We start from the raw sequence: 21,012 nt of genomic DNA on the forward strand, positions 1-21,012 counted from the left end.
GTGGAATGGAGTTAGCTGATGACGCCCGACTGCATATGCAGCAAGGCCCGGTGCTCAAGTTCGTAGTCTGATGCAGCCGCTCCCTTGCCGCAGGTGAAAGCCGGCGGGATAACAAGAACGATAAGGGGAACCCGCAATGATGCGACATCCACATGTCTGGATGGGCCTCCTGTTGTGGTCGATTTTCAGTCAGGCGCAAGCTGCCTGGACTGTGAATATGGCGCCTGGAGCGACTGAAATCAGTCACGCAGTATTCGACCTGCACATGATCATTTTCTGGATCTGTGTGGTGATCGGCATCATCGTATTTGGTGCCATGTTCTGGTCGATGATTCTCCACCGCCGCTCGACCGGGCAGGTGGCCGCCAAATTTCATGAAAGCACCACCGTCGAAATCCTCTGGACCATCGTGCCCTTCCTGATCCTGGTGGCCATGGCGGTTCCCGCTACCGCGACCCTGATCAAGATGTACGACGCCAGTGAGCCGGAGATCGACATCCAGATCACCGGTTACCAGTGGAAGTGGCACTACAAATACCTGGGCCAGGACGTCGAGTTCTTCAGCAACCTGACCACCCCCCAGGATCAGATCCACAACAAGGAAGCCAAGGGCGAGCACTATCTGCTCGAAGTCGACAAGCCATTGGTGCTGCCGGTCGGTGCCAAAGTGCGCTTCCTTGTGACCTCCGCCGACGTGATCCACTCCTGGTGGGTGCCGGCTTTCGCGGTCAAGCGCGATGCGATTCCCGGGTTCGTCAATGAAGCCTGGACCCGTATCGACAAGCCCGGCATTTACCGTGGCCAGTGCGCCGAGTTGTGCGGCAAGGATCATGGCTTCATGCCGACCGTGGTCGAGGTCAAGGAAAAGGCCGATTACGAGAAATGGCTGGCCGATCGCAAGGCCGAGGCCGCGCAACTCAAAGAGCTGACCAGTAAGGAATGGACGCTCGAGGAGCTCAAGGAGCGCGGCGACAAGGTCTATCACACCACCTGCGTGGCCTGTCACCAGGCCGAAGGCCAGGGGCTGCCGCCGATGTTCCCGGCACTCAAGGGCTCGAAAATCGCCACCGGACCGAAAGATGCTCACCTGAGCATTGTCTTCCACGGCAAGCCTGGTACTTCCATGGCCGCATTCGGCAAGCAACTCTCGGAGGTCGATATCGCCGCGGTCGTGACCTATGAACGTAACGCCTGGGGCAACAACAAGGGCGACATGGTCACGCCTAAAGAAGTGCTGGAGCTGAAACAGGCGGAAAGCAAATGACCCGGTCTATTGCGTACACCAGCAACCGGTCGGGGCAATGCGCTCCGGCCCGCCCAGCCTCTCTGTTTGCAGGAGACATGAAATGACGGCTGTCATCGATGACCCTGTCCATACCCATACCGAGCACGCCCATGGCCCTGCCAAAGGCCTGATGCGCTGGGTGCTGACCACCAACCACAAGGATATCGGCACGCTGTACCTGTGGTTTGCGTTTTCCATGTTTCTCTTGGGCGGTTCATTCGCGATGGTGATTCGCGCCGAGCTGTTCCAGCCGGGGCTGCAGATCGTCCAGCCGGAATTTTTCAATCAGATGACCACCATGCACGGTCTGGTGATGGTCTTCGGTGCGGTGATGCCGGCCTTCGTCGGCCTCGCCAACTGGATGATCCCGCTGATGATCGGCGCGCCGGACATGGCCCTGCCGCGCATGAACAACTTCAGCTTCTGGCTCTTGCCGGCGGCGTTCCTGATGCTGGTGTCGACCCTGTTCACTGCCGGTGGCGGGCCGAACTTCGGCTGGACGTTCTATGCGCCGCTGTCGACGACCTACGCGCCGGAAAGCGTGACCTTCTTCATTTTCGCCATCCACTTGATGGGGATCAGTTCGATCATGGGCGCGATCAACGTGATCGCCACCATCCTCAACCTGCGCGCCCCCGGCATGACGCTGATGAAAATGCCGTTGTTCGTCTGGACCTGGCTGATCACCGCGTTCCTGCTGATTGCGGTGATGCCGGTACTGGCCGGTTGCGTGACGATGATGCTGATGGACATCCACTTCGGCACCAGTTTCTTCAGTGCCGCCGGTGGCGGAGACCCGGTGCTGTTCCAGCATGTGTTCTGGTTCTTCGGTCACCCCGAGGTGTACATCATGATCCTGCCGGCCTTCGGCGCCGTCAGCTCGATCATTCCGGCCTTTTCGCGCAAGCCACTGTTCGGCTACACCTCGATGGTCTATGCCACCGCGAGTATCGCGTTCCTGTCGTTCATCGTCTGGGCGCACCACATGTTCGTGGTCGGCATTCCGCTGGTGGGCGAGTTGTTCTTCATGTACGCCACGTTGCTGATTGCGGTGCCGACGGGCGTGAAGGTATTCAACTGGGCCAGCACCATGTGGCAGGGCTCGCTGACGTTCGAGACGCCGATGCTGTTTGCCGTGGCGTTCGTGATCCTGTTCTCCATCGGCGGTTTCTCCGGGCTGATGCTGGCTATCGCCCCGGCGGACTTCCAGTACCAGGACACCTACTTCGTGGTCGCGCACTTCCATTACGTGCTGGTGCCGGGGGCGATCTTCGGGATCTTCGCCTCGGCCTACTACTGGCTGCCGAAATGGACCGGCCACATGTACGACGAAACCCTCGGCAAGCTGCATTTCTGGCTGTCGTTCATCGGCATGAATCTGGCCTTCTTCCCGATGCACTTTGTGGGGCTGGCGGGCATGCCACGACGGATTCCGGACTACAACCTGCAGTTCGCCGACTTCAACATGGTGTCGTCGATTGGCGCATTCATGTTCGGCGCCACGCAGATCTTCTTCCTGTTCATCGTGATCAAGACCATTCGCGGCGGCGCGCCGGCACCGGCCAAGCCGTGGGATGGGGCCGAAGGTCTGGAGTGGAGCATCCCGTCGCCGGCGCCGTATCACACATTCACCACGCCGCCGGAAGTGAAATGAACGCCTGGCCCTTTGTAGGAGCAAGCTCGCTCGCGATGGTCGTCAACGATGACGCTGGAAGCCTTACGCACCACGGCGCTCTCAAGTTTTTCGCGAGCAAGCTCGCTCCTACAGGGGGGGGTGGAAATCATGGCTGACTCGATTTCGATGAAGAAACTGGTCACGCGCCTGCTGACCGTGGTGGTGGCAATGTTTGTGTTCGGCTTTGCCCTGGTGCCGATCTACGACGTGATGTGCAAGGCCTTCGGCATTAACGGCAAGACCGGCGGGCAGTACGAGGGTGAGCAAACGGTCGACACCTCGCGGCAGGTGCGCGTGCAGTTTCTGTCGACCAACACCGCCGACATGCCGTGGGACTTTTACCCCAAACATGACGAATTGACCGCGAACCCGGGGGCGGTGAACGAGATGATCTTCATCGCCCACAACCCCACCGATAAACCGATGAGCGCCCAAGCCGTGCCGAGCATCGCGCCCAGCAATGCGGCGGCGTACTTCCACAAGACCGAATGTTTCTGCTTTACCCAGCAAGTGCTGCAGCCCGGTCAGCGGATCGAGATGCCGGTACGTTTCATCGTTGACCGTGATATGCCCAAGGATGTGAAGCACCTGACGCTGTCCTACACGCTGTTCGATATCACCGCCCGACATCCACCGGTAGCTGTAAACACTGGCGGCTGAGCGTGCCCGATAAGGAGAACAATAAATGGCAACTCATGAACATTATTACGTCCCGGCCCAGAGCAAATGGCCGATCATCGCCACGGTCGGGATGTTCGTCACGGTGTTTGGCCTGGCCACCTGGTTCAATGATCTGAAAGCAGCGCGTCCGGAATCCCACGGGCCGCTGATCTTTTTTGTCGGTGGCCTGTTGCTGGCCTACATGCTGTTTGGCTGGTTCGGCACGGTGATCAAGGAAAGTCGCGGCGGCTTGTACAGCGCACAGATGGATCGCTCATTCCGCTGGGGCATGAGCTGGTTCATCTTCTCGGAGGTGATGTTCTTCATCGCCTTTTTTGGCGCGCTGTTTTATGTGCGTCAAATCTCCGGACCGGCGCTCGGTGGTGAGGGTGCAAAAGGCATGGCGCACATGCTGTGGCCGAACTTCCAGTTCACCTGGCCGTTGCTGAGCAACCCCGACTCGAAACTGTTTCCGCCGCCCAAGGAAGTCATTAGCCCCTGGGGCCTGCCGCTGCTCAATACCGTGTTGCTGGTCAGTTCCAGCGTGACCGTGACCATCGCCCACCATGCCTTGAAAAAGGGGCATCGCGGCGCACTGAAACTCTGGCTGGCGCTCACTGTATTGCTCGGCAGTGCGTTCCTCATCTTCCAGGCCGAAGAGTACATGCACGCCTACCGCGAACTGGGCCTGACCCTGGGCTCGGGCATCTACGGCGCGACCTTCTTCATGCTCACCGGGTTCCACGGCGCCCACGTCACCATCGGCACCATCATCCTGTTCGTGATGCTGGTGCGGATCATGCGCGGGCATTTCGACAACGAGCACCAGTTCGGTTTCGAAGCGGCGACTTGGTATTGGCACTTCGTGGATGTGGTGTGGATCGGGCTGTTTGTTTTCGTCTATGTGCTTTAAAGCAGCTCGTAGGAGCGTGTTACCAAGGGGCATTGGAAACCAACTGGCCGCTGAAAAAGCCCCAGGCAATCAAGCCAAGGGTAAGGGCGGCCAGGGTCACACGAACACTCAAGGCAATGACGAGGCGGTTTGAGCGGCTGTCGTCCTTGACCAGAAAAAACAGGCCGCTGAACAGGCTGACAACCGTGGCAATCAGCATCAGGACGATGGCTGCTTTGAGCATGGTGAGACTCCGGGGGGACAAGCGATGTATTTGAGTATAGCTATCGCGATGACCGATTTTCTGGCAATGCCATGAAGTGCTTTCGGCCAGGTATCGTGCCAACGCTGGTGGTGGCGTTGTTGCTGCCGCTACTGGTGTCCCTGGGGCTCTGGCAGTTGAGCCGGGGCGCGGATAAAAGCGTGCTGCTGCAAAGCTACACCGAGCGGCGGGCCGCCGAGCCGATGACCAGCACCGAACTGCAACACACGACAGACCCGGCCTTCCGTCGGGTTCACCTGTACGGCCAGTTCGATGCCGAACACAGCCTGCTGCTGGATAACAGTCAACGCAACGGCAGGGTTGGCGTCGAGCTGTTGCAACCCTTTCACGATCAGGCGACCGGGCTTTGGCTGCTGGTCAATCGCGGCTGGTTGCCTTGGCCGGAGCGCCGCACACCACCGCAATTCAAGACACCCACCGAGGCGGTAAGCCTCGACGCGTGGGTCTACGTCTCCCCTGGGGCGACGTTCCAATTGCACGCAGACCCCACAACATTGACATGGCCGAAACTGATTACGGCCGTTGAGCCAAACAAGTTCTGGACAGCACTGAATCGCGAAGGCTTTGCCTACGAACTGCGCGCCGAAACCGGCCCCGCCACCTATCAGGCCGATTGGCCCGTAGTCGCCATGGGCCCGGAAAAACACATTGCTTATGCCGTGCAGTGGTTCGCCATGGCGATCGTCCTGTTCGGTCTTTATCTCTATCTCGGCTGGCACAACGCAAAGGAGAAACACCATGGGAGCGGCCATGAATCCACCCAGCATGTCTGAGGCGAAACCGTTGGTGAACCGGCGCAAGGGCCGTATGCAATTGCTGCTGATCCTGCTCGGGGTTATCGGTCCGATGATCCTTGCCACCGGCATGTACAAGCTGAATTTCTGGGTGCCCGAGGGCCGCAGTTATCACGGCGAACTGATCGGCAACGGTCAGACCCGCGTGGACATCGGCGTGCAGGCCCAGGAAGAGCGTTGGCAGATACTGGTGACCGCGCCCAGGGATTGCGCGGTGGACTGCCAGCAACTGGTGTATCTGGCGCGGCAAATCCAGATCGGCCTGGGCCGCGATGCGTCCCGCGCCATCCATGCATTGGCCACCGCGCAGACGCTGAACAGCGATTACGAGACTAAACTTCAACGCGAGTACCCGCAGTTGCAACGTTATTCACTGGACTTGCCTGCCTACACAAAAGGCGCTCAGAGCAATGACGTGCCGCACCTGTGGATCATCGACCCCCACGGCAATCTGGTTCTGCGCTACGACCCGTCGGTGAAGGGCAAGGACTTGCTCAACGATCTGCGCCACCTGCTGAAACTGTCGAACATCGGATAAGGGCATCGTCATGGTCAAGCCTGGATTTCGCCTCGCGTTGTTTGCCACCTTGCTGGCACTGATTGTGGTGTTGCTCGGCGCCTACACGCGCCTGACCCACGCCGGCCTCGGCTGCCCGGACTGGCCCGGCTGCTATGGCTTCATCAGCGTGCCGAAAAGCGAAGCCCAACTGGCCCATGCCGAATTGCATTTCCCGGACGCTCCGGTAGAGGCCCATAAGGGCTGGAACGAGATGATCCACCGCTACTCCGCCGGCACGCTGGGGCTGTTAATCGCGGTGTTGGCGGGTCGTGCGTGGGTGCATCGCCGCCATCCCGGACAGCCGGTGAAGCTGCCGTTGTTCCTGTTGGCGGTGGTTGTTGGCCAGGCCGCGTTCGGCATGTGGACGGTAACGCTCAAGCTCTGGCCGCAGGTGGTCACCGGGCATTTGCTGGGCGGCTTCGCGACCTTGAGCCTGTTGTTTCTGCTGACCTTGCGCCTGTCCGGCGTACTGCCGGCGCTGACCGTGCCACGACGTTTGCAGCACTGGGCGACGGCAGGGTTGTTGCTGGTGATCGGGCAAATCGCCCTCGGGGGCTGGGTCAGTTCCAATTACGCCGCCGTGGCCTGCATCGACTTTCCGACCTGCCACGGCCAGTGGTTGCCAGCGGCGGACTTCGCCAACGGCTTTCACCTGACCCAGCACATCGGCCCGAACTACCTCGGCGGGCAACTGGACAGCGATGCCCGGACGGCCATTCACCTGACTCATCGCATCGGCGCGTTACTGGTCACCCTGGTATTGCTCGGTCTGGCCTGGCAACTGAAGGCGGTTGGCATGACGCGCCTGGCAGGCCTGGTGCTGATCGCACTCGGCGCACAAATCACCCTGGGCATCAGCAACGTGTTGTTCCATCTGCCGCTGCCGGTGGCCGTCGCGCATAACGCGGGCGGCGCGGCGCTGTTGCTGACCATGGTGCTGGTCAATTACCACGCCCGAACCAGTCTGGTCCGGGTCAAGCAAGCGCGCTGGCACTTCAGCCCGCGTAAACACTCAGCCGGGCCCATAACAATAAAAGGAGAAATGCCATGGCGATTCTGATCGGCGAACGTCCCAGTCAGGCGATCTGGCGTGACTACCTGGAACTGACCAAGCCCAAAGTCGTGGTGCTGATGCTCATCACTTCGCTGGTGGGGATGTTCCTCGCAACCCGCGCCGGGGTGCCGTGGACGGTGCTGATTTTCGGCAACCTGGGCATCGCCCTGTGTGCCGGTGGCGCGGCGGCGGTCAACCATGTGGTGGACCGGCGCATCGACGCGGTGATGGCGCGCACCCACAAACGGCCGCTCGCCGAAGGCCGGGTTTCGCCGACCGCCGCGCTGACGTTCGCGCTGGTATTGGCGGTCCTCGGACAAGCCATGCTGCTGGCGTTCACCAACCCGCTGACCGCGTGGCTGACCCTCGCCTCGTTGCTCGGCTACGCGGTGGTCTACACCGGATTCCTCAAGCGCGCGACCCCGCAGAACATCGTTATCGGTGGTCTGGCCGGTGCCGCGCCGCCATTGCTCGGCTGGACCGCCGCCACCGGTCACGTCAGTGCCGAACCGCTGCTGCTGGTGCTGATCATCTTCGCCTGGACCCCACCGCACTTCTGGGCGCTGGCGATCCATCGCAAGGAGGAATACGCCAAAGCCGACATCCCGATGTTGCCGGTCACCCATGGCGAGCACTACACCAAGATTCACATCCTGCTTTATACCTTCGCATTGCTTGCCGTCAGCCTGATGCCTTATGTGATACACATGAGCGGCACGCTCTACCTGGTCTGCGCGCTCGGGCTGGGCGCACGGTTTCTGCAATGGGCCGTGGTGCTGTACCGTGGCACTAGGCCGCACGCGGCGATCAACACGTTCAAGTACTCTATTTACTACTTGTTCCTGCTGTTTATCGCCCTGCTCGTAGACCACTACCTATTGTTGAACCTATGACTCGAACCCAGAAAACCGTCTTCATACTTGTCGCCCTGGTCGCATTGATCCTGGGCCTGACCGTCAACAAGGTGCTGTCCGGGAAAAACCAGGGCGATCCGACGGCGCTGATCGACGCCGGCATCATCTTGCTGCCGCAGAGCCGTAATCTGCCGGACGTGATGATGACCAATCAGGACGGCCAGCCGGTCGCGATCAATGAATTGAAAGGCAAGTGGAGTCTGCTGTTCTTCGGCTACACCTTCTGCCCGGACATCTGCCCGACCACCCTCGCCCAGTTGCGGCAGATCAAGAGCGAATTGCCACCCGAGGCTGTGGATAAATTGCAGATTGTGCTGGTCAGCGTCGACCCGAACCGCGATACGCCCAAGCAGCTCAAGCAGTACCTGGGCTACTTCGACCCACAGTTCATCGGCCTGACCCCGGCGTCGACCGATGAACTGCAAACGATCGCCAACGCGGTGAGCATTCCGTTCATTCCGGCGGACACGAGCAAGCCGAACTACACCGTTGATCACAGCGGCAACCTCGCGGTGATCGGGCCGGACGGCACCCAGCGCGGCTTCATCCGCGCGCCGCTGAACAATGCGAAGCTGGTGGCGCAGTTGCCGGTGATGCTCAAGCGCAACTGAAAACACCACCAAACCCTGTGGGAGCGAGCTTGCTCGCGATGGCGGTGTATCAGTCAGCTTGGATGTTGAATGTAATGGCCCCATCGCGAGCAAGCTCGCTCCCACAGGGGCCGTATTTTCAGGCACAAAAAAGGGGATGCACTTGGCATCCCCTTTTTCGTTTACGTCAGCTGATCAGAACGCCGGCACCACCGCGCCTTTGTACTTCTCGAGGATGAAGGCTTTCACTTCCGGGCTGTGCAGCGCGGTAACCAGCTTCTTCATCGCATCGCTGTCCTTGTCGTCCGGGCGAGCCACCAGAATGTTCACGTAAGGCGAGTCGCTGCCTTCGATCACCAGCGCATCCTTGGCCGGATCGAGCTTGGCTTCCAGCGCGTAGTTGGTGTTGATCAGCGCCAGGTCGACCTGAGTCAGCACGCGCGGGATGGTCGCGGCTTCCAGTTCGCGGATTTTCAGATCCTTGGTGTTCTCGGTGATGTCCTTGACGGTCGACAGGATGTTGTTCGAATCCTTCAACTTGATCAGGCCGGCCTTGGCCATCAGCAACAGCGCACGGCCGCCGTTGGTAGCGTCGTTCGGGATGACCACGTTGGCGCCGCCAGGCAGTTCAGCGAGGGTCTTGTACTTGCTGGAGTAAGCGCCCAGGGGCTCCAGATGCACGCCAGCCACAGAAACCAGATGGGTGCCCTTGGCCTTGTTGAACTCATCCAGGTACGGCTGGTGCTGGAAGAAGTTGGCGTCCAGGCGTTTTTCCGCGACCTGCACGTTTGGCTGGATGTAGTCGGTAAATACCTTGACCTTCAGGTCCACGCCTTCTTTGGCCAGGGCCGGCTTCACGAATTCGAGGATCTCGGCGTGCGGAACCGGAGTGGCCGCGACGGTCAGGGTTTCAGCGTGGGCAGAGAATGCCGCAACGGCCGCGAAGGCCACGAGTAGTTTTTTCATTCAGCTAACTCCATGTGAGGCGCCCGTTTGGCGCCTGCCAGCGAATGGCCGGCTCATGTCTTACTTACGGGAAAAGTGGACGACCAATTTGTCGCCAACGGTTTGCAGTACCTGGACCAGTACCAGCAGCAACACCACTGTCACCACCATCACATCGGTCTGGAAACGCTGGTAACCGAAACGGATCGCCAAGTCACCCAGACCACCAGCGCCAACGACACCGGCCATCGCCGTGTAGGACACCAGTGTAATGGCGGTCACCGTAATCGCCGCGAAGATGCCCGGACGAGCCTCAGGCAGCAAGGCATTGGTGATGATCTGTCGTGTAGTCGCGCCCATGGCCTGGGTCGCTTCGATGATGCCGCGATCCACTTCACGCAGGGCGGTTTCCACCAGTCGCGCGAAAAACGGCGTGGCACCCACTACCAGCGGCGGAATTGCACCGGCGACACCAAGGGAGGTACCGGTGATCAACACGGTGAACGGAATCATCACGATCAGCAGGATGATGAACGGCAGCGAGCGCAGGATGTTCACCACCAGTGACAACATCGCGTAGATGCCTTTGGCTTCCAGCAACTGGCGCGGGCTGCACAGGAACAGCAGCACACCCAGCGGCAGGCCAAGCAGTACGGTGAACAACAGCGAACCACCCAGCATCAGCAAGGTGTCACCGGTGGCCAGCCAGATTTCGAACCAGTCGATATTGGCGAAGAAACTTGTCAGGGCTTCCATTAGCGCAGCACCTCCATGTGGACGTCGGCTGCGGTGAAGCGGGCGAAGGCTGCTTCCATGTCACCGCCGGTCACGGCCAGGGTCAGTTGCCCGTAGGGGACGTCTTTGATGCGGTCGATGCGACCGGCCAGGATGCTGTAGTCCACACCGGTTTCCCGGGCGACGGTGCCCAGCAACGGCGCGTAGGTCGCGTCGCCCTGAAAGGTCAGTCGCACGATGCGGCCTGGCACGTGAGCGAAGTCGTCACGCTGTTCGCTTTCGTCGATCTGCTCGTCTTCCTGCACGAAGCGCTTGGTGGTCGGGTGCTTCGGATGCAGGAACACTTCGGCCACCGAGCCTTGCTCGACGATCACGCCAGCGTCCATCACGGCTACCTGGTCGCAGACTCGGCGGATCACGTCCATCTCGTGGGTGATCAACACGATGGTCAGTTTCAGCTCGCGATTGATCTCGGCCAGCAATTGCAGGACCGATGCGGTGGTTTGCGGGTCGAGGGCGCTGGTGGCTTCGTCGCACAGCAGGATTTTTGGCTTGGTCGCCAGCGCACGGGCAATGCCGACACGCTGCTTCTGCCCGCCGGACAATTGCGCCGGGTACTTTTTCGCGTGGTCGGACAAGCCGACCCGCGCCAGCAACTCGGCCACGCGCGAATCGATCTCGCTGCGCGACAATTCGCCGGCCAGGGTCAGAGGCAGCGCGACGTTGTCGGCGACAGTCTTGGAGGCCAGCAGGTTGAAGTGCTGGAAAATCATCCCGACCTGCTGACGGAAGCGGCGCAGGCCGTTGGCGTCGAGTGCAGTGACTTCTTCACCGTCGACGGTGATTTTGCCGCCACTGGCGTTTTCCAGGCGATTGATCAGACGCAGCAGGGTACTTTTTCCTGCGCCGGAATGACCGATCAAGCCGTAAACCTGCCCGTTCTCAATCGTCAGACTGGTCGGATGCAGGGCGGGGATTTCCTTACCGGCGACGCGGTAGGTTTTATGGACGTTTTGAAACTCGATCACGTAGCGAACCTTGTGGGGCGCGTTAGAAAAGGATCAGCGGTTAGCCGGGCGCGCATTTTAGCCTGTCCGTATAGAGGTTCTTAGCATTTATTTCGTATTTATCCTGTCATTTGGCAATAACGCGATCAAAGGTCAGAAAAAAGGAACGGCTGAAGAAACTCACCCAAGGCCGAAGGCAACTTCGACATGGTGGGCAGCATCGGGTTTGGGACAGAGAGGCGAAGGCCAAGGCAATTCCGGCCTGAAGATCTGTGGAGCCAGGGAGACCGCCATCGCGAGCAAGCTCGCTCGTACAGTAGAGAAGTGTTGGTCACAAAATGTGTGGGCAACCCGAAACCCTGTGGGAGCGAGCGTGCTCGCGATGCTTTTAAGATTTACGAGGCGTAAGAACCATCTGCGCAGGGACACTGCGCAAAATCTGCCGCTCCAGCTTCAGATCAAACTCAGGATCGAGTTTCTTCACCCGTTTGGTCAGCAAGTTGGCCAGCCAAGGGTAATCATTAGTGCGTGGAGCCTGAATGCTCACGTCGCACTGAAAATTCACCACATCGGCGGCAATGGCATCCAGTTGGCGACGCAGTTTGCCCATATCGTTGATATTGAGCACGACCGTGGTGCTTTCAGCCGTCAGGTCGATAACCTTGGCTTTTGGCTTGGCTTCGGCAGCCTTGAGGGCGGCTTCGGCTCTTTCCAGTTCGGCCTTGCGCGCCTGGGCAATCGAGCCGTTGACTCCGCCGGTCAGTGCCGGAGCCTTGGGCATCAACGCGCGGGCACGGCTCAGGGCAGTTGCTGCGGCATCCACGTCACCCTTTTGCAGCACGATCTGGCTGCGACGCAGATAGGCTTCGGCCAGCTGCCGCTGGTATTGCTCAAGGGAAGCATCGTTAGGCGATTCGGCCTGCAAGGCTGCCAATTGGTCTTCGGCGATGGCCAGTTCATCGCTCGCGATGTTTTGTTCCAGCTGTACGATGGCCGCGGCCCGCGCATCGGCGGCCTCGGTGGCCGCCGGTGGCGTGCTTTGGCAGGCGCCCAGCAGCAAAGAAAATGCGACAAGGAGCAGATAACGGGAGGCGAACGACTTCATTCCTGCGACTCTCTATTTGCGCAAAAAACGAGCAAGTCTACACCCCTCGACGGGGCAGAACAAAACTCAGCAGAAATAGCGCGGCGGCCGTCACCACAATCGACGGGCCGGCCGGGGTGTCCTTGAACCAGGACAGCGCCAGCCCGCCACACACGGCGAGTATGCCCAGCAGGCTCGCGCCCAGTGCCATCTGTTCCGGCGAGCGAGCGTGACGTTGTGCCGCAGCCGCCGGGATGATCAGCAACGAAGTAATCAGCAATACGCCGACGATTTTCATCGCCACGGCAATTACCACGGCGATCAACAGCATTAACGCCAGGCGCAATCCCGCTACGGGCAAACCTTCGACCCTGGCCAGTTCTTCATGCACCGTGATCGCCAGCAATGGTCGCCACAACGTAACCAGCAAGACCAGTACCGCCGTGCTGCCGCCAAGAATCCAGGCCAGATCGGTCGGGCTGATCGCCAGCAGGTCACCGAACAGATACGCCATCAGGTCGATCCGCACTTCGTGCATGAAGCTTAGTACCACCAGGCCCAGAGAGAGCGTGCTGGGTGCGAGAATTCCCAAAAGTGTGTCGGATGCGAGCGGCTGGCGTTGTTGTAACGTCACCAGCATCACCGCCAACAGCAAGCAGCCAACAGTGACGGCAACGGTCGGGGTGACATCCAGCAGAAAACCCAGGGCCACGCCGAGCAATGCCGCATGGGACAGGGTGTCGCCGAAGTAGGCCATGCGCCGCCAGACCACGAAAGACCCCAGCGGGCCTGCGACGACGGCCAGGGCCAGGCCTGCAAGCAGGGCGTAGAGCAGAAAATCAGCCATGCTTGCAGCTATCTCCGTGAACATGGGGTTGGCCCGACGCGGGCGCCTTGACCACCGAGCCATGCAAGTCGTGGGCGTGGTCGTGATGGTGGTGATAAATCGCCAGGCTTTGTGCGTTCTTTCCGAACAGTTCGACGAAAGCCGGATCGCCGCTGACCTGCTCGGGATGGCCGGAACAGCATACGTGACGATTGAGGCAAACCACCTGGTCCGTGGTGCTCATCACCAGATGCAAATCGTGGGAGACCATCAGCACACCGCAACCATGACGGTCACGCAGGCGGGTGATCAGGCTGTACAGCTCGGCCTGGCCGGCCACGTCGACACCCTGTACCGGTTCGTCGAGTACCAGTAGTTCCGGTTCGCGCAGCAAGGCACGGGCCAGCAACACACGTTGCATTTCGCCACCGGAAACGCTTTGCACCGGGCTGTCGATCACCTGTTCGGCGCCGACTTCCTTGAGTGCAGCCAAGGCCATCGCACGGTCAACCCCCGGTACCAGGCGCAGGAAACGCAGGACCGACAGTGGGAGGGTTGGATCGACATGGAGTTTTTGCGGCATGTAACCAACCCGCAGTTTCGGCTTGCGCCAGACGCTGCCGCTGTCTGGTTTCAACAGGCCGAGCACGGCACGCACCAAGGTGGTTTTGCCTGCGCCGTTGGGGCCGATCAGGGTAACGATCTGCCCCGGCTCGACGCTCAGTTCGATGTTATCCAGCACCGGTTGCCCGGCGAACGTGACGGCAACCTGCTCAAGACGGATTAGCGCGTTGCTCATCAAGCCTCCTGGCAACCGGAGCAGAGACCGACCACTTCAACGGTCTGGCCTTCGACGACAAACCCGACATCCCTGGCGCTGGCAATGATCGCGTCGCTGATGGATTTTTGCTCAAGTTCGATCGCGGCGTGGCACTCACGGCAGATCAGGAACTGCCCCTGGTGAGCATGTTCCGGGTGGTTGCAGCCGATGAAGGCGTTTAGCGAGGAAATCCGATGGACCAGGCCGTTTTCCAGCAGGAAATCCAGCGCGCGGTACACCGTCGGCGGTGCGGCGCGGCGACCGTCCTGCTCGCTGAGGACCGCGAGAATGTCATAGGCACCTAAAGGCTTGTGGCTTTGCCACACCAGCTCCAGCACTCGCCGGCGCAACGCGGTCAGGCGCAGCCCTTGACGTGCGCACAGGGCATCGGCCTCGGACAAAGCGCTGTGAACGCAATGCGAGTGGTCGTGGGGGCGGCTGGCGATCGGTGTTTTTAGCATGAGCGGCGACGAGGTTTGTGAGAGACGTTATTATGTTACCCGTTCTCGCCTCTTCGAGTGGTCATCGTGTCCCGACTTTTTTCTGTTTTTGTCGCATTTATCGCAAGTTTTCTGCTGATCGGTTCGGCGCAGGCCGAGGTCAAGGTCCTTACCAGCATCAAGCCTCTGCAACTGATCGCAGCGGCGGTGCAGGACGGCGTGGCGATCCCCGAGGTTTTGTTGCCACCGGGTGCCTCACCGCATAACTATGCGTTGCGCCCTTCCGACGTACGCAAAGTGCAGTCGGTAGACCTGCTGTACTGGATCGGTCCGGACATGGAAGGTTTCCTGCCACGGGTGCTCAATGGTCGTACGTTGCCCAACGTCGCCGTGCAGGATTTGCCGGGCATGAAACTGCGTCGCTTTGCCGAAGATAGCCACTCCCACGCCGAAGAAGCCGACGAACACGACCACGATCACCGTCCGGGCAGCCTCGATGCGCACCTGTGGCTGGCGCCAGTCAACGCCCGTGTCATCGCCACGAAAATGGCGGCTGATCTGAGTGCCGCCGATCCTGACAATGCCGCACGTTATCAGAGCAATCTGAAAGCCTTCGACGGGCGTCTCGATGCTCTGGATGCGCGCCTGAAGAAACGCTTGGGCGACGTTCAGGGTAAGCCCTACTTCGTTTTCCACGAAGCCTTCGACTACTTCGAAGACACTTACGGCCTCAAGCACGTGGGTGTGTTCAGCGTCGCGGCCGAAGTGCAACCCGGTGCCCAGCATGTCGCGGCGATGCGTGCGCGATTGCAGGAAGTCGGCAAGACCTGCGTGTTCAGCGAACCGCCGCTGCGGCCCCGTCTGGCGGAAACCCTGGTGGCGGGTTTGCCGGTGAAACTGGCTGAACTTGATGCGCTGGGCGGGTACACGCCAGCGACTGCCCAGGGCTATGAGCAGGTGTTGGAGAAATTGGGGAATGATCTGGCGGGGTGCCTGGAGTCGTTGTAACCGACACCAGACTTTGTGGGAGCGAGCTTGCTCGCGAAGGCGGCATTACATCAACATCAATGTTGACTGACCCGCCGCTATCGCGAGCAAGCTCGCTCCCACAGGTCAAAGCCTTTAAAGGGCGAAAGGCAGCGGCGTATTAACCGTCTGCCGCTGCGCCAGGCGCAACTGGAACTCCATCGGATCGTGAATCAACACATCCTGTCCGGCAAACGACTCCGCCGCGATCAGACGTGACAACCAGAACCGTACGCAAGCTACCCGCAGCATGGTCGGCCATAACTCGGCTTCGGCGGCGGTGAACGGTCGCAAGGCCGCGTAAGCGCCCAGCAAGGCCCGCGCTCGTGGTCCATCGATTACGCCATCGTCGTCCGAGCACCAGTCGTTCAAGGCAATCGCCACGTCGTAGAGCATCGGCCCGGAGCAGGCGTTGTAGAAGTCGATCAGCCCGGTCAGGTGCGTGCCTTCGAACATCGCGTTGTCGCGGAACAGGTCGGCGTGAATGTTCGCCCGTGGCAGTGCCAGGATTTTTTCTTTCTGCCGAGTGATTTCTTCCAGCGCCCGTTGCAGCAGGTCTTTCTGTTCGGCACTGAGGTGCGACAGGAATTGCGTGCCCTCCTCCAGCATCCAGTCCAGGCCGCGATCGGTTTTGCGCTTGATCATATTGGCCTGGGTTGCCAGGTGCAGATGGCCGAGCAATTCACCCACCTGCGCGCAATGTTGCGCGTTGGCTTGCTTGATGTGCTTGCCGGCCAGGCGCGGTTGCAGCAACGCAGGTTTGCCCGCCAGTTCGCGCAAGGCCACGCCGTCTGTGGTGCGCAAGGCGTAAGGCACCGGCAGGTCGGCGCCGTGCAATACGTCGAGCAGTTCGATGAAGAATGGCATTTCCTGAACCGGGCCGCGCTCGATCAGGGTCAGGACAAATTCGCCCTGCTCCAGGCTGATAAAGAAATTGGTGTTTTCGCTACCGGCGGCAATCCCCTGGAAATCAAGCAGGCGGCCGAGGCCATAAGGGGCGAGAAAAGCTTCCAGCTCGGGCCGAGCCAGGGGGGTGAACACAGACATGTTTAAGCTGCCAGTACGGGCGCCGCTGTTGAGCCAGCGCCGATTGAAATTAAGAAACTACTTCCACTCGAAAATCTTCCACGACGGAATCAGCATATCGGGCTGATCCGAGCGGATAAAGTTACCGTCCGATCCATCTGCCCGCACCAGAAAGTACGGTTTTCCGCCCTTTGGTGTTACCTGAATGGCATACAGGAAGCCATTCTGGCGGTACTCCTTGATCGTATTGTCGCCTTCCGTGCGAATGGTCACATCCGGTTCCGGCGATGGCGCATCGTCCGCCGCCATGACGGCCATTGGTGTGATTGCAAACAAGCCAGCCAGCAACAGGCGATTTAGTGTGCGCATGATAACCTTGTCCCTTTGTCGTCAACGGTCCCGCTATTCTAGCGCCGGACCCGCCGAAAAGGTTGATCCTGCTCATGAGCCAAGCCCCCCTCGTCCTGGTGGACGGTTCTTCTTACCTGTACCGCGCCTTTCACGCGCTGCCACCGCTGACCACGTCCAAAGGCCTGCCGACCGGTGCGGTCAAGGGCGTGCTGAACATGCTCAAGAGCCTGCGCAAGCAATATCCGGACAGTCCGTTCGCCGTGGTGTTCGACGCCAAGGGTGGGACTTTTCGCGATGAGATGTTTGCCGAATACAAGGCCAACCGTCCGAGCATGCCCGACGATATGCGCGTGCAGATCGAGCCGCTGCACCAGAGCGTGATCGCCCTGGGCTTCCCGCTGCTGTGTGTCGAAGGCGTCGAGGCCGATGACGTGATTGGCACCCTGGCCCGCAGCAGCGCGGCGGCGGATCGTCCGGTGATCATCTCCACCGGCGACAAGGACATGGCGCAACTGGTCGACGGTCACATTACCTTGGTCAACACCATGTCCGGTAGCAGCATGGACGTGGAGGGCGTGAAGGAGAAATTCGGCGTCGCTCCGGAGCAGATCATCGATTATCTGGCGCTCATGGGCGATTCTTCCGACAACATTCCGGGTGTTCCAGGCATCGGTCCGAAGACGGCTTCCGGCCTGCTGGTCGGTGTGAACGGCGGTCTGACCGAACTCTATGCGCAACTCGACATCGTGCCGACCCTGCCGATTCGCGGCGCCAAGACCCTGCCGGCCAAGCTCGAAGAGCACAAGGAAATGGCCTTCCTGTCCTATCAGCTGGCGACCATCAAGGTTGACGTGCCACTGGACGTTGGCCTCGACGACCTGAAAATGGGCGCGGAAGATCCTGCGAAACTCTACGAGTTGTACTCCCTGCTGGAGTTCAAGAGCTGGCTGAACGACCTTGATCGCGATGCCAAACGCCTGGAACTGAGCGCTGCCGCCGAGCCAGCACCGGCCGCCGATCTGTTCAGCGAACCAGAGGCCGAAGCACCGGCCGTCGCTGCTGAAGCCGCCTATGAAACCATCCTCGATCAAGCGCGGTTCGATGCCTGGCTGGAAAAACTGAACAACGCCAAACTGTTTGCCTTCGACACCGAAACCACCGGCATCGATGCGCAGCAGGCGCAACTTGTGGGCCTGTCGTTCGCGGTTCAGGCTAACGAAGCGGTCTACATCCCGTTGACCCATTCCTACATTGGTGTGCCACAGCAGCTGGATCGTGACACGGTCCTGCGTGCGCTCAAGCCGATTCTGGAGGATCCGAACAAGCTCAAGGTCGGCCAACACGCCAAGTTCGACATGAACATCCTGGCCAACTGCGCCATCGGCGGCGATCAGGACAACGGTATTACTGTGCGTGGCGTCGCCTTCGACACCATGCTTGAGTCCTACGTGCTCAACTCCACGGCCACCCGCCATGACATGGACAGCCTGGCGCAGAAGTATCTGGACCACACCGCGGTAAGTTTCCAGGACATCGCCGGCAAAGGCGTGAAGCAGCTGACGTTCGACCAGATCGCTCTGGAGCAGGCCGGGCCTTACGCCGCCGAAGATGCAGATATCACCTTGCGTCTGCACTATGCCCTGTTCGAAAAGCTCTCGGCTATTCCGAGCCTGGCCAGCGTACTGACCGACATCGAAATCCCGTTGGTGCCGGTATTGGCGCGTATCGAACGCCAGGGCGCGTTGGTCGACGCTGCCTTGCTGGGCGTGCAAAGCATCGAACTGGGCGACAAGATGGTGGCGCTGGAGCGTGAAGCCTTCGAGATTGCCGGCGAGGAATTCAACCTCGGTTCGCCCAAGCAACTAGGTGTGATCCTATACGAGAAGCTCGGCCTGCCGGTACTGAAGAAAACCGCCAAGGGCCAGCCATCAACCGCCGAAGAAGTGCTGGCCAAACTGGCAGAAGACGACTATCGATTGCCGAAAGTGCTCATGGAATATCGCTCCATGAGCAAGCTGAAAAGCACCTATACCGACCGTCTGCCGGAGCAGATCAACCCGCGTACCGGGCGGATCCATACCTCGTATCACCAGGCGGTGGCGTCCACCGGGCGGCTGTCCTCCAGCGATCCGAACTTGCAGAACATCCCGGTGCGCACCGCCGAAGGGCGTCGCATCCGCCAGGCCTTCGTGGCTCCGGTCGGTTACAAGCTGCTGGCTGCGGACTATTCGCAGATCGAACTGCGGATCATGGCGCACCTGTCCCGGGATGAAGGGCTGATGAACGCCTTCCGCCACAATCTGGACGTACACACCGCGACCGCCGCCGAAGTGTTCAAGGTCGAACTGGCCGAAGTGACCTCCAACCAGCGCCGCAGCGCCAAGGCGATCAACTTCGGCCTGATCTACGGCATGGGCGCACAGAAGCTCGGCAAGGACATCGGCGTCGACACCAAGACCGCCAAGGCTTACATCGATACCTACTTCGCCCGGTACCCTGGCGTTCGCCAGTACATGGACCGCACGCGTGCCCAGGCCGCTGAGCAAGGTTATGTCGAGACGTTCTTCGGCCGTCGCCTGTACTTGCCGGACATCAACTCCAACAAGCCGCAAGAGCGCGCCGCTGCCGAACGCACGGCAATCAACGCACCGATGCAAGGCACCGCTGCGGACATCATCAAGAAAGCCATGGTCGCGGTGGATAACTGGCTGACCGCATCGGGCCTCGACGCCAAAGTCATCTTGCAGGTGCACGATGAACTGGTACTCGAGGTGCGTGAAGACCTGGTAGACCAGGTTCGCGATGAAATTCGCGTACACATGAGCGAGGCGGCGAAGCTGGATGTGCCGTTGCTGGTCGAAGTGGGTGTTGGAAATAACTGGGATGAGGCTCACTGAGCCATCTTGTAGGAGCGAGCTTGCTCGCGATGGAATTTCAGTCGAAATCGATGTGTCTGACACTCCATCGCGAGCAAGCTCGCTCCTACAGAAAACTGTCGAGTTCTGCTGCGGCATAGTGCCGCGGCAGAGCGGCGCAAAAAAAACAGCTTGGTCCGGAGGGCTATCAGAGTAATTTCAAAGCTATCTGAAAAAAATCTGAACTAATCTTGCACAGCACCACTCAGAGTTACTGAATGGCTGGTGAAGCCCTTCGATGCTCCTATGTTGTGTTAAGTGTTGGCAGATATCTGGACCCCGCCCTAGCGGTCTAGAGCTTCAACCCCGGAACTTCTCCCTCCCCATATGAAGCCCGGGGTTTTTTTTGCCCCGAGAAAAACTGTCTGTGATGCGGCTCAGGCACCACAAACAGTTTTTGATATTTATTGAATCTCTGTTTCGGCACCTTTGTCCGCCAGCTCCATCCACCCAGCCAGTACGGTGTAGGCATCTTCCAGGCCCATGCGTTTGGGGGCCGAAAACAGCTGGATTGTCACCAGATCGCCCCAACCCTTGCGGATTTCCGCCTGAACCTTGAGCAGTGTGTTCTTGGCCGCGCCATAGGTCAGCTTGTCCGCTTTGGTCAGCAGAATATGCATCGGCATGCCGGCAGCCACGGCCCAGTCGAGCATCAGCAGGTCGAAATCGGTCATCGGATGGCGGATGTCCATCATCAGGATCAGACCTTTCAAACTCTCGCGACCACCCAGATATGCCTCCAGGTGACGCTGCCAGTGTTGCTTGAGCGGGATCGGTACTTTTGCATAACCGTAGCCCGGCAGGTCGACCAGACGGCGTTCATCGTCTAGCTTGAAGAAATTCAACAGTTGCGTGCGCCCCGGGGTTTTCGAGGTGCGCGCCAGGCTGGCGTGGGTCAGGGTGTTCAAGGCACTCGACTTGCCGGCGTTGGAACGCCCGGCGAAGGCGACTTCGAAGCCCTCGTCATCCGGACATTGGTCGACTTTGGCGGCGCTGAGCATGAAGGTGGACTGTTGGCACAGACCGAGGATGGGGTTCTTGAGTTGCATGGGATTTCCGATGTGGGCGGCGCCAGGAATGGGTGCGGCAAGCAGTGTCGCTTCCGTTTCAGTGACGCCAGTATATAATGCC

The 21,012-nt window shown here is 59.9% G+C and carries 22 protein-coding genes; 11 read left to right on the forward strand and 11 right to left on the reverse strand.

What is annotated here, in order from left to right:
- Window positions 1-136 precede the first annotated feature (136 nt).
- From coxB to AC3WTM_RS03500, 4 genes are all read left to right on the forward strand, one after another.
- Complete coding sequence (coxB, locus tag AC3WTM_RS03485; RefSeq protein WP_057712612.1) at window positions 137-1,264, forward strand: cytochrome c oxidase subunit II; 1,128 nt, start codon at window positions 137-139, stop codon at window positions 1,262-1,264.
- A gap of 82 nt (window positions 1,265-1,346) precedes the next feature.
- Window positions 1,347-2,939 (forward strand): cytochrome c oxidase subunit I, encoded by a 1,593-nt coding sequence (gene ctaD, locus AC3WTM_RS03490; protein ID WP_102669521.1) that lies wholly within the window; start codon window positions 1,347-1,349, stop codon window positions 2,937-2,939.
- A 129-nt stretch (window positions 2,940-3,068) separates the two neighbouring features.
- Window positions 3,069-3,620, forward strand: coding sequence for a cytochrome c oxidase assembly protein (locus tag AC3WTM_RS03495; protein ID WP_056726726.1), 552 nt, complete (start codon window positions 3,069-3,071; stop codon window positions 3,618-3,620).
- Window positions 3,621-3,645: 25 nt separating this feature from the next.
- Window positions 3,646-4,533, forward strand: a complete 888-nt coding sequence (locus AC3WTM_RS03500) for a cytochrome c oxidase subunit 3 (RefSeq protein WP_090452324.1) — start codon at window positions 3,646-3,648, stop codon at window positions 4,531-4,533.
- Between the two features lie 19 nt (window positions 4,534-4,552).
- Here AC3WTM_RS03500 and AC3WTM_RS03505 read toward each other — a convergent pair whose 3' ends face one another.
- On the reverse strand, window positions 4,553-4,756 hold the full coding sequence (locus tag AC3WTM_RS03505; RefSeq protein WP_057712609.1) for a twin transmembrane helix small protein: 204 nt from the start codon (window positions 4,754-4,756) through the stop codon (window positions 4,553-4,555).
- A 71-nt stretch (window positions 4,757-4,827) separates the two neighbouring features.
- Between AC3WTM_RS03505 and AC3WTM_RS03510 the strand changes: the two genes are divergently transcribed.
- The 5 genes from AC3WTM_RS03510 to AC3WTM_RS03530 are packed head-to-tail and all read left to right on the forward strand — an operon-like array spanning window position 4,828 to window position 8,727.
- Window positions 4,828-5,568 (forward strand): SURF1 family protein, encoded by a 741-nt coding sequence (locus AC3WTM_RS03510; protein ID WP_102669522.1) that lies wholly within the window; start codon window positions 4,828-4,830, stop codon window positions 5,566-5,568.
- Window positions 5,534-6,127: a PA_0111/PP_0108 family redox-active disulfide protein gene (locus tag AC3WTM_RS03515; protein WP_102669555.1), complete on the forward strand. Its 594-nt coding sequence runs from the start codon at window positions 5,534-5,536 to the stop codon at window positions 6,125-6,127. Before AC3WTM_RS03510 ends, AC3WTM_RS03515 begins: the two co-directional genes overlap by 35 nt.
- Before the next feature lie 10 nt (window positions 6,128-6,137).
- The gene (locus AC3WTM_RS03520; protein ID WP_102669523.1) at window positions 6,138-7,208 is read left to right on the forward strand and encodes a COX15/CtaA family protein; all 1,071 of its coding nucleotides are present in this window, start codon (window positions 6,138-6,140) and stop codon (window positions 7,206-7,208) included.
- On the forward strand, window positions 7,196-8,095 hold the full coding sequence (gene cyoE, locus AC3WTM_RS03525) for a heme o synthase (protein ID WP_008045805.1): 900 nt from the start codon (window positions 7,196-7,198) through the stop codon (window positions 8,093-8,095). Before AC3WTM_RS03520 ends, cyoE begins: the two co-directional genes overlap by 13 nt.
- On the forward strand, window positions 8,092-8,727 hold the full coding sequence (locus AC3WTM_RS03530; protein WP_057712605.1) for an SCO family protein: 636 nt from the start codon (window positions 8,092-8,094) through the stop codon (window positions 8,725-8,727). The genes cyoE and AC3WTM_RS03530 overlap by 4 nt, the downstream gene beginning before the upstream one ends.
- Before the next feature lie 174 nt (window positions 8,728-8,901).
- Here the strand turns inward: AC3WTM_RS03530 and AC3WTM_RS03535 are convergent, their stop codons facing one another.
- The 7 genes from AC3WTM_RS03535 to zur all read right to left on the reverse strand — a co-directional run bounded on the left by AC3WTM_RS03535 (window position 8,902) and on the right by zur (window position 14,584).
- Entirely contained in the window at window positions 8,902-9,672 is a 771-nt protein-coding gene (locus AC3WTM_RS03535; protein ID WP_102669524.1) for a MetQ/NlpA family ABC transporter substrate-binding protein, read from the reverse strand.
- 60 nt (window positions 9,673-9,732) lie between these two features.
- Window positions 9,733-10,407, reverse strand: a complete 675-nt coding sequence (locus AC3WTM_RS03540; protein ID WP_057712603.1) for a methionine ABC transporter permease — start codon at window positions 10,405-10,407, stop codon at window positions 9,733-9,735.
- Entirely contained in the window at window positions 10,407-11,414 is a 1,008-nt protein-coding gene (locus tag AC3WTM_RS03545) for a methionine ABC transporter ATP-binding protein (RefSeq protein WP_102669525.1), read from the reverse strand. Before AC3WTM_RS03545 ends, AC3WTM_RS03540 begins: the two co-directional genes overlap by 1 nt.
- 367 nt (window positions 11,415-11,781) lie before the next feature.
- Window positions 11,782-12,498, reverse strand: coding sequence for a PA5502 family lipoprotein (locus AC3WTM_RS03550; protein WP_057712601.1), 717 nt, complete (start codon window positions 12,496-12,498; stop codon window positions 11,782-11,784).
- 37 nt (window positions 12,499-12,535) lie between these two features.
- A complete protein-coding gene (znuB, locus tag AC3WTM_RS03555) occupies window positions 12,536-13,324 on the reverse strand; it encodes a zinc ABC transporter permease subunit ZnuB (RefSeq protein ID WP_102669526.1) in 789 nt (262 codons plus the stop codon).
- Window positions 13,317-14,102: a zinc ABC transporter ATP-binding protein ZnuC gene (znuC, locus tag AC3WTM_RS03560; RefSeq protein WP_007989407.1), complete on the reverse strand. Its 786-nt coding sequence runs from the start codon at window positions 14,100-14,102 to the stop codon at window positions 13,317-13,319. The genes znuB and znuC overlap by 8 nt, the downstream gene beginning before the upstream one ends.
- The gene (gene zur, locus AC3WTM_RS03565; RefSeq protein WP_102669527.1) at window positions 14,102-14,584 is read right to left on the reverse strand and encodes a zinc uptake transcriptional repressor Zur; all 483 of its coding nucleotides are present in this window, start codon (window positions 14,582-14,584) and stop codon (window positions 14,102-14,104) included. Before zur ends, znuC begins: the two co-directional genes overlap by 1 nt.
- 66 nt (window positions 14,585-14,650) lie before the next feature.
- Here zur and AC3WTM_RS03570 point away from each other — a divergent pair, with 66 nt between their 5' ends.
- On the forward strand, window positions 14,651-15,571 hold the full coding sequence (locus tag AC3WTM_RS03570) for a zinc ABC transporter substrate-binding protein ZnuA (protein ID WP_102669556.1): 921 nt from the start codon (window positions 14,651-14,653) through the stop codon (window positions 15,569-15,571).
- 114 nt (window positions 15,572-15,685) lie between these two features.
- On the opposite strand, the gene AC3WTM_RS03575 is transcribed toward AC3WTM_RS03570, so the two are convergent.
- Complete coding sequence (locus AC3WTM_RS03575; protein ID WP_102669528.1) at window positions 15,686-16,636, reverse strand: homoserine kinase; 951 nt, start codon at window positions 16,634-16,636, stop codon at window positions 15,686-15,688.
- 57 nt (window positions 16,637-16,693) lie between these two features.
- A complete protein-coding gene (locus AC3WTM_RS03580) occupies window positions 16,694-16,984 on the reverse strand; it encodes a DUF2782 domain-containing protein (protein ID WP_102669529.1) in 291 nt (96 codons plus the stop codon).
- A gap of 74 nt (window positions 16,985-17,058) precedes the next feature.
- Between AC3WTM_RS03580 and polA the strand changes: the two genes are divergently transcribed.
- On the forward strand, window positions 17,059-19,863 hold the full coding sequence (gene polA, locus AC3WTM_RS03585) for a DNA polymerase I (protein ID WP_102669530.1): 2,805 nt from the start codon (window positions 17,059-17,061) through the stop codon (window positions 19,861-19,863).
- 422 nt (window positions 19,864-20,285) lie between these two features.
- Here the strand turns inward: polA and yihA are convergent, their stop codons facing one another.
- Window positions 20,286-20,930 (reverse strand): ribosome biogenesis GTP-binding protein YihA/YsxC, encoded by a 645-nt coding sequence (gene yihA, locus AC3WTM_RS03590; RefSeq protein WP_102669531.1) that lies wholly within the window; start codon window positions 20,928-20,930, stop codon window positions 20,286-20,288.
- Window positions 20,931-21,012: the final 82 nt, after the last annotated feature.

This window comes from Pseudomonas sp. EU05-FHT14B02, from assembly GCF_058791055.1.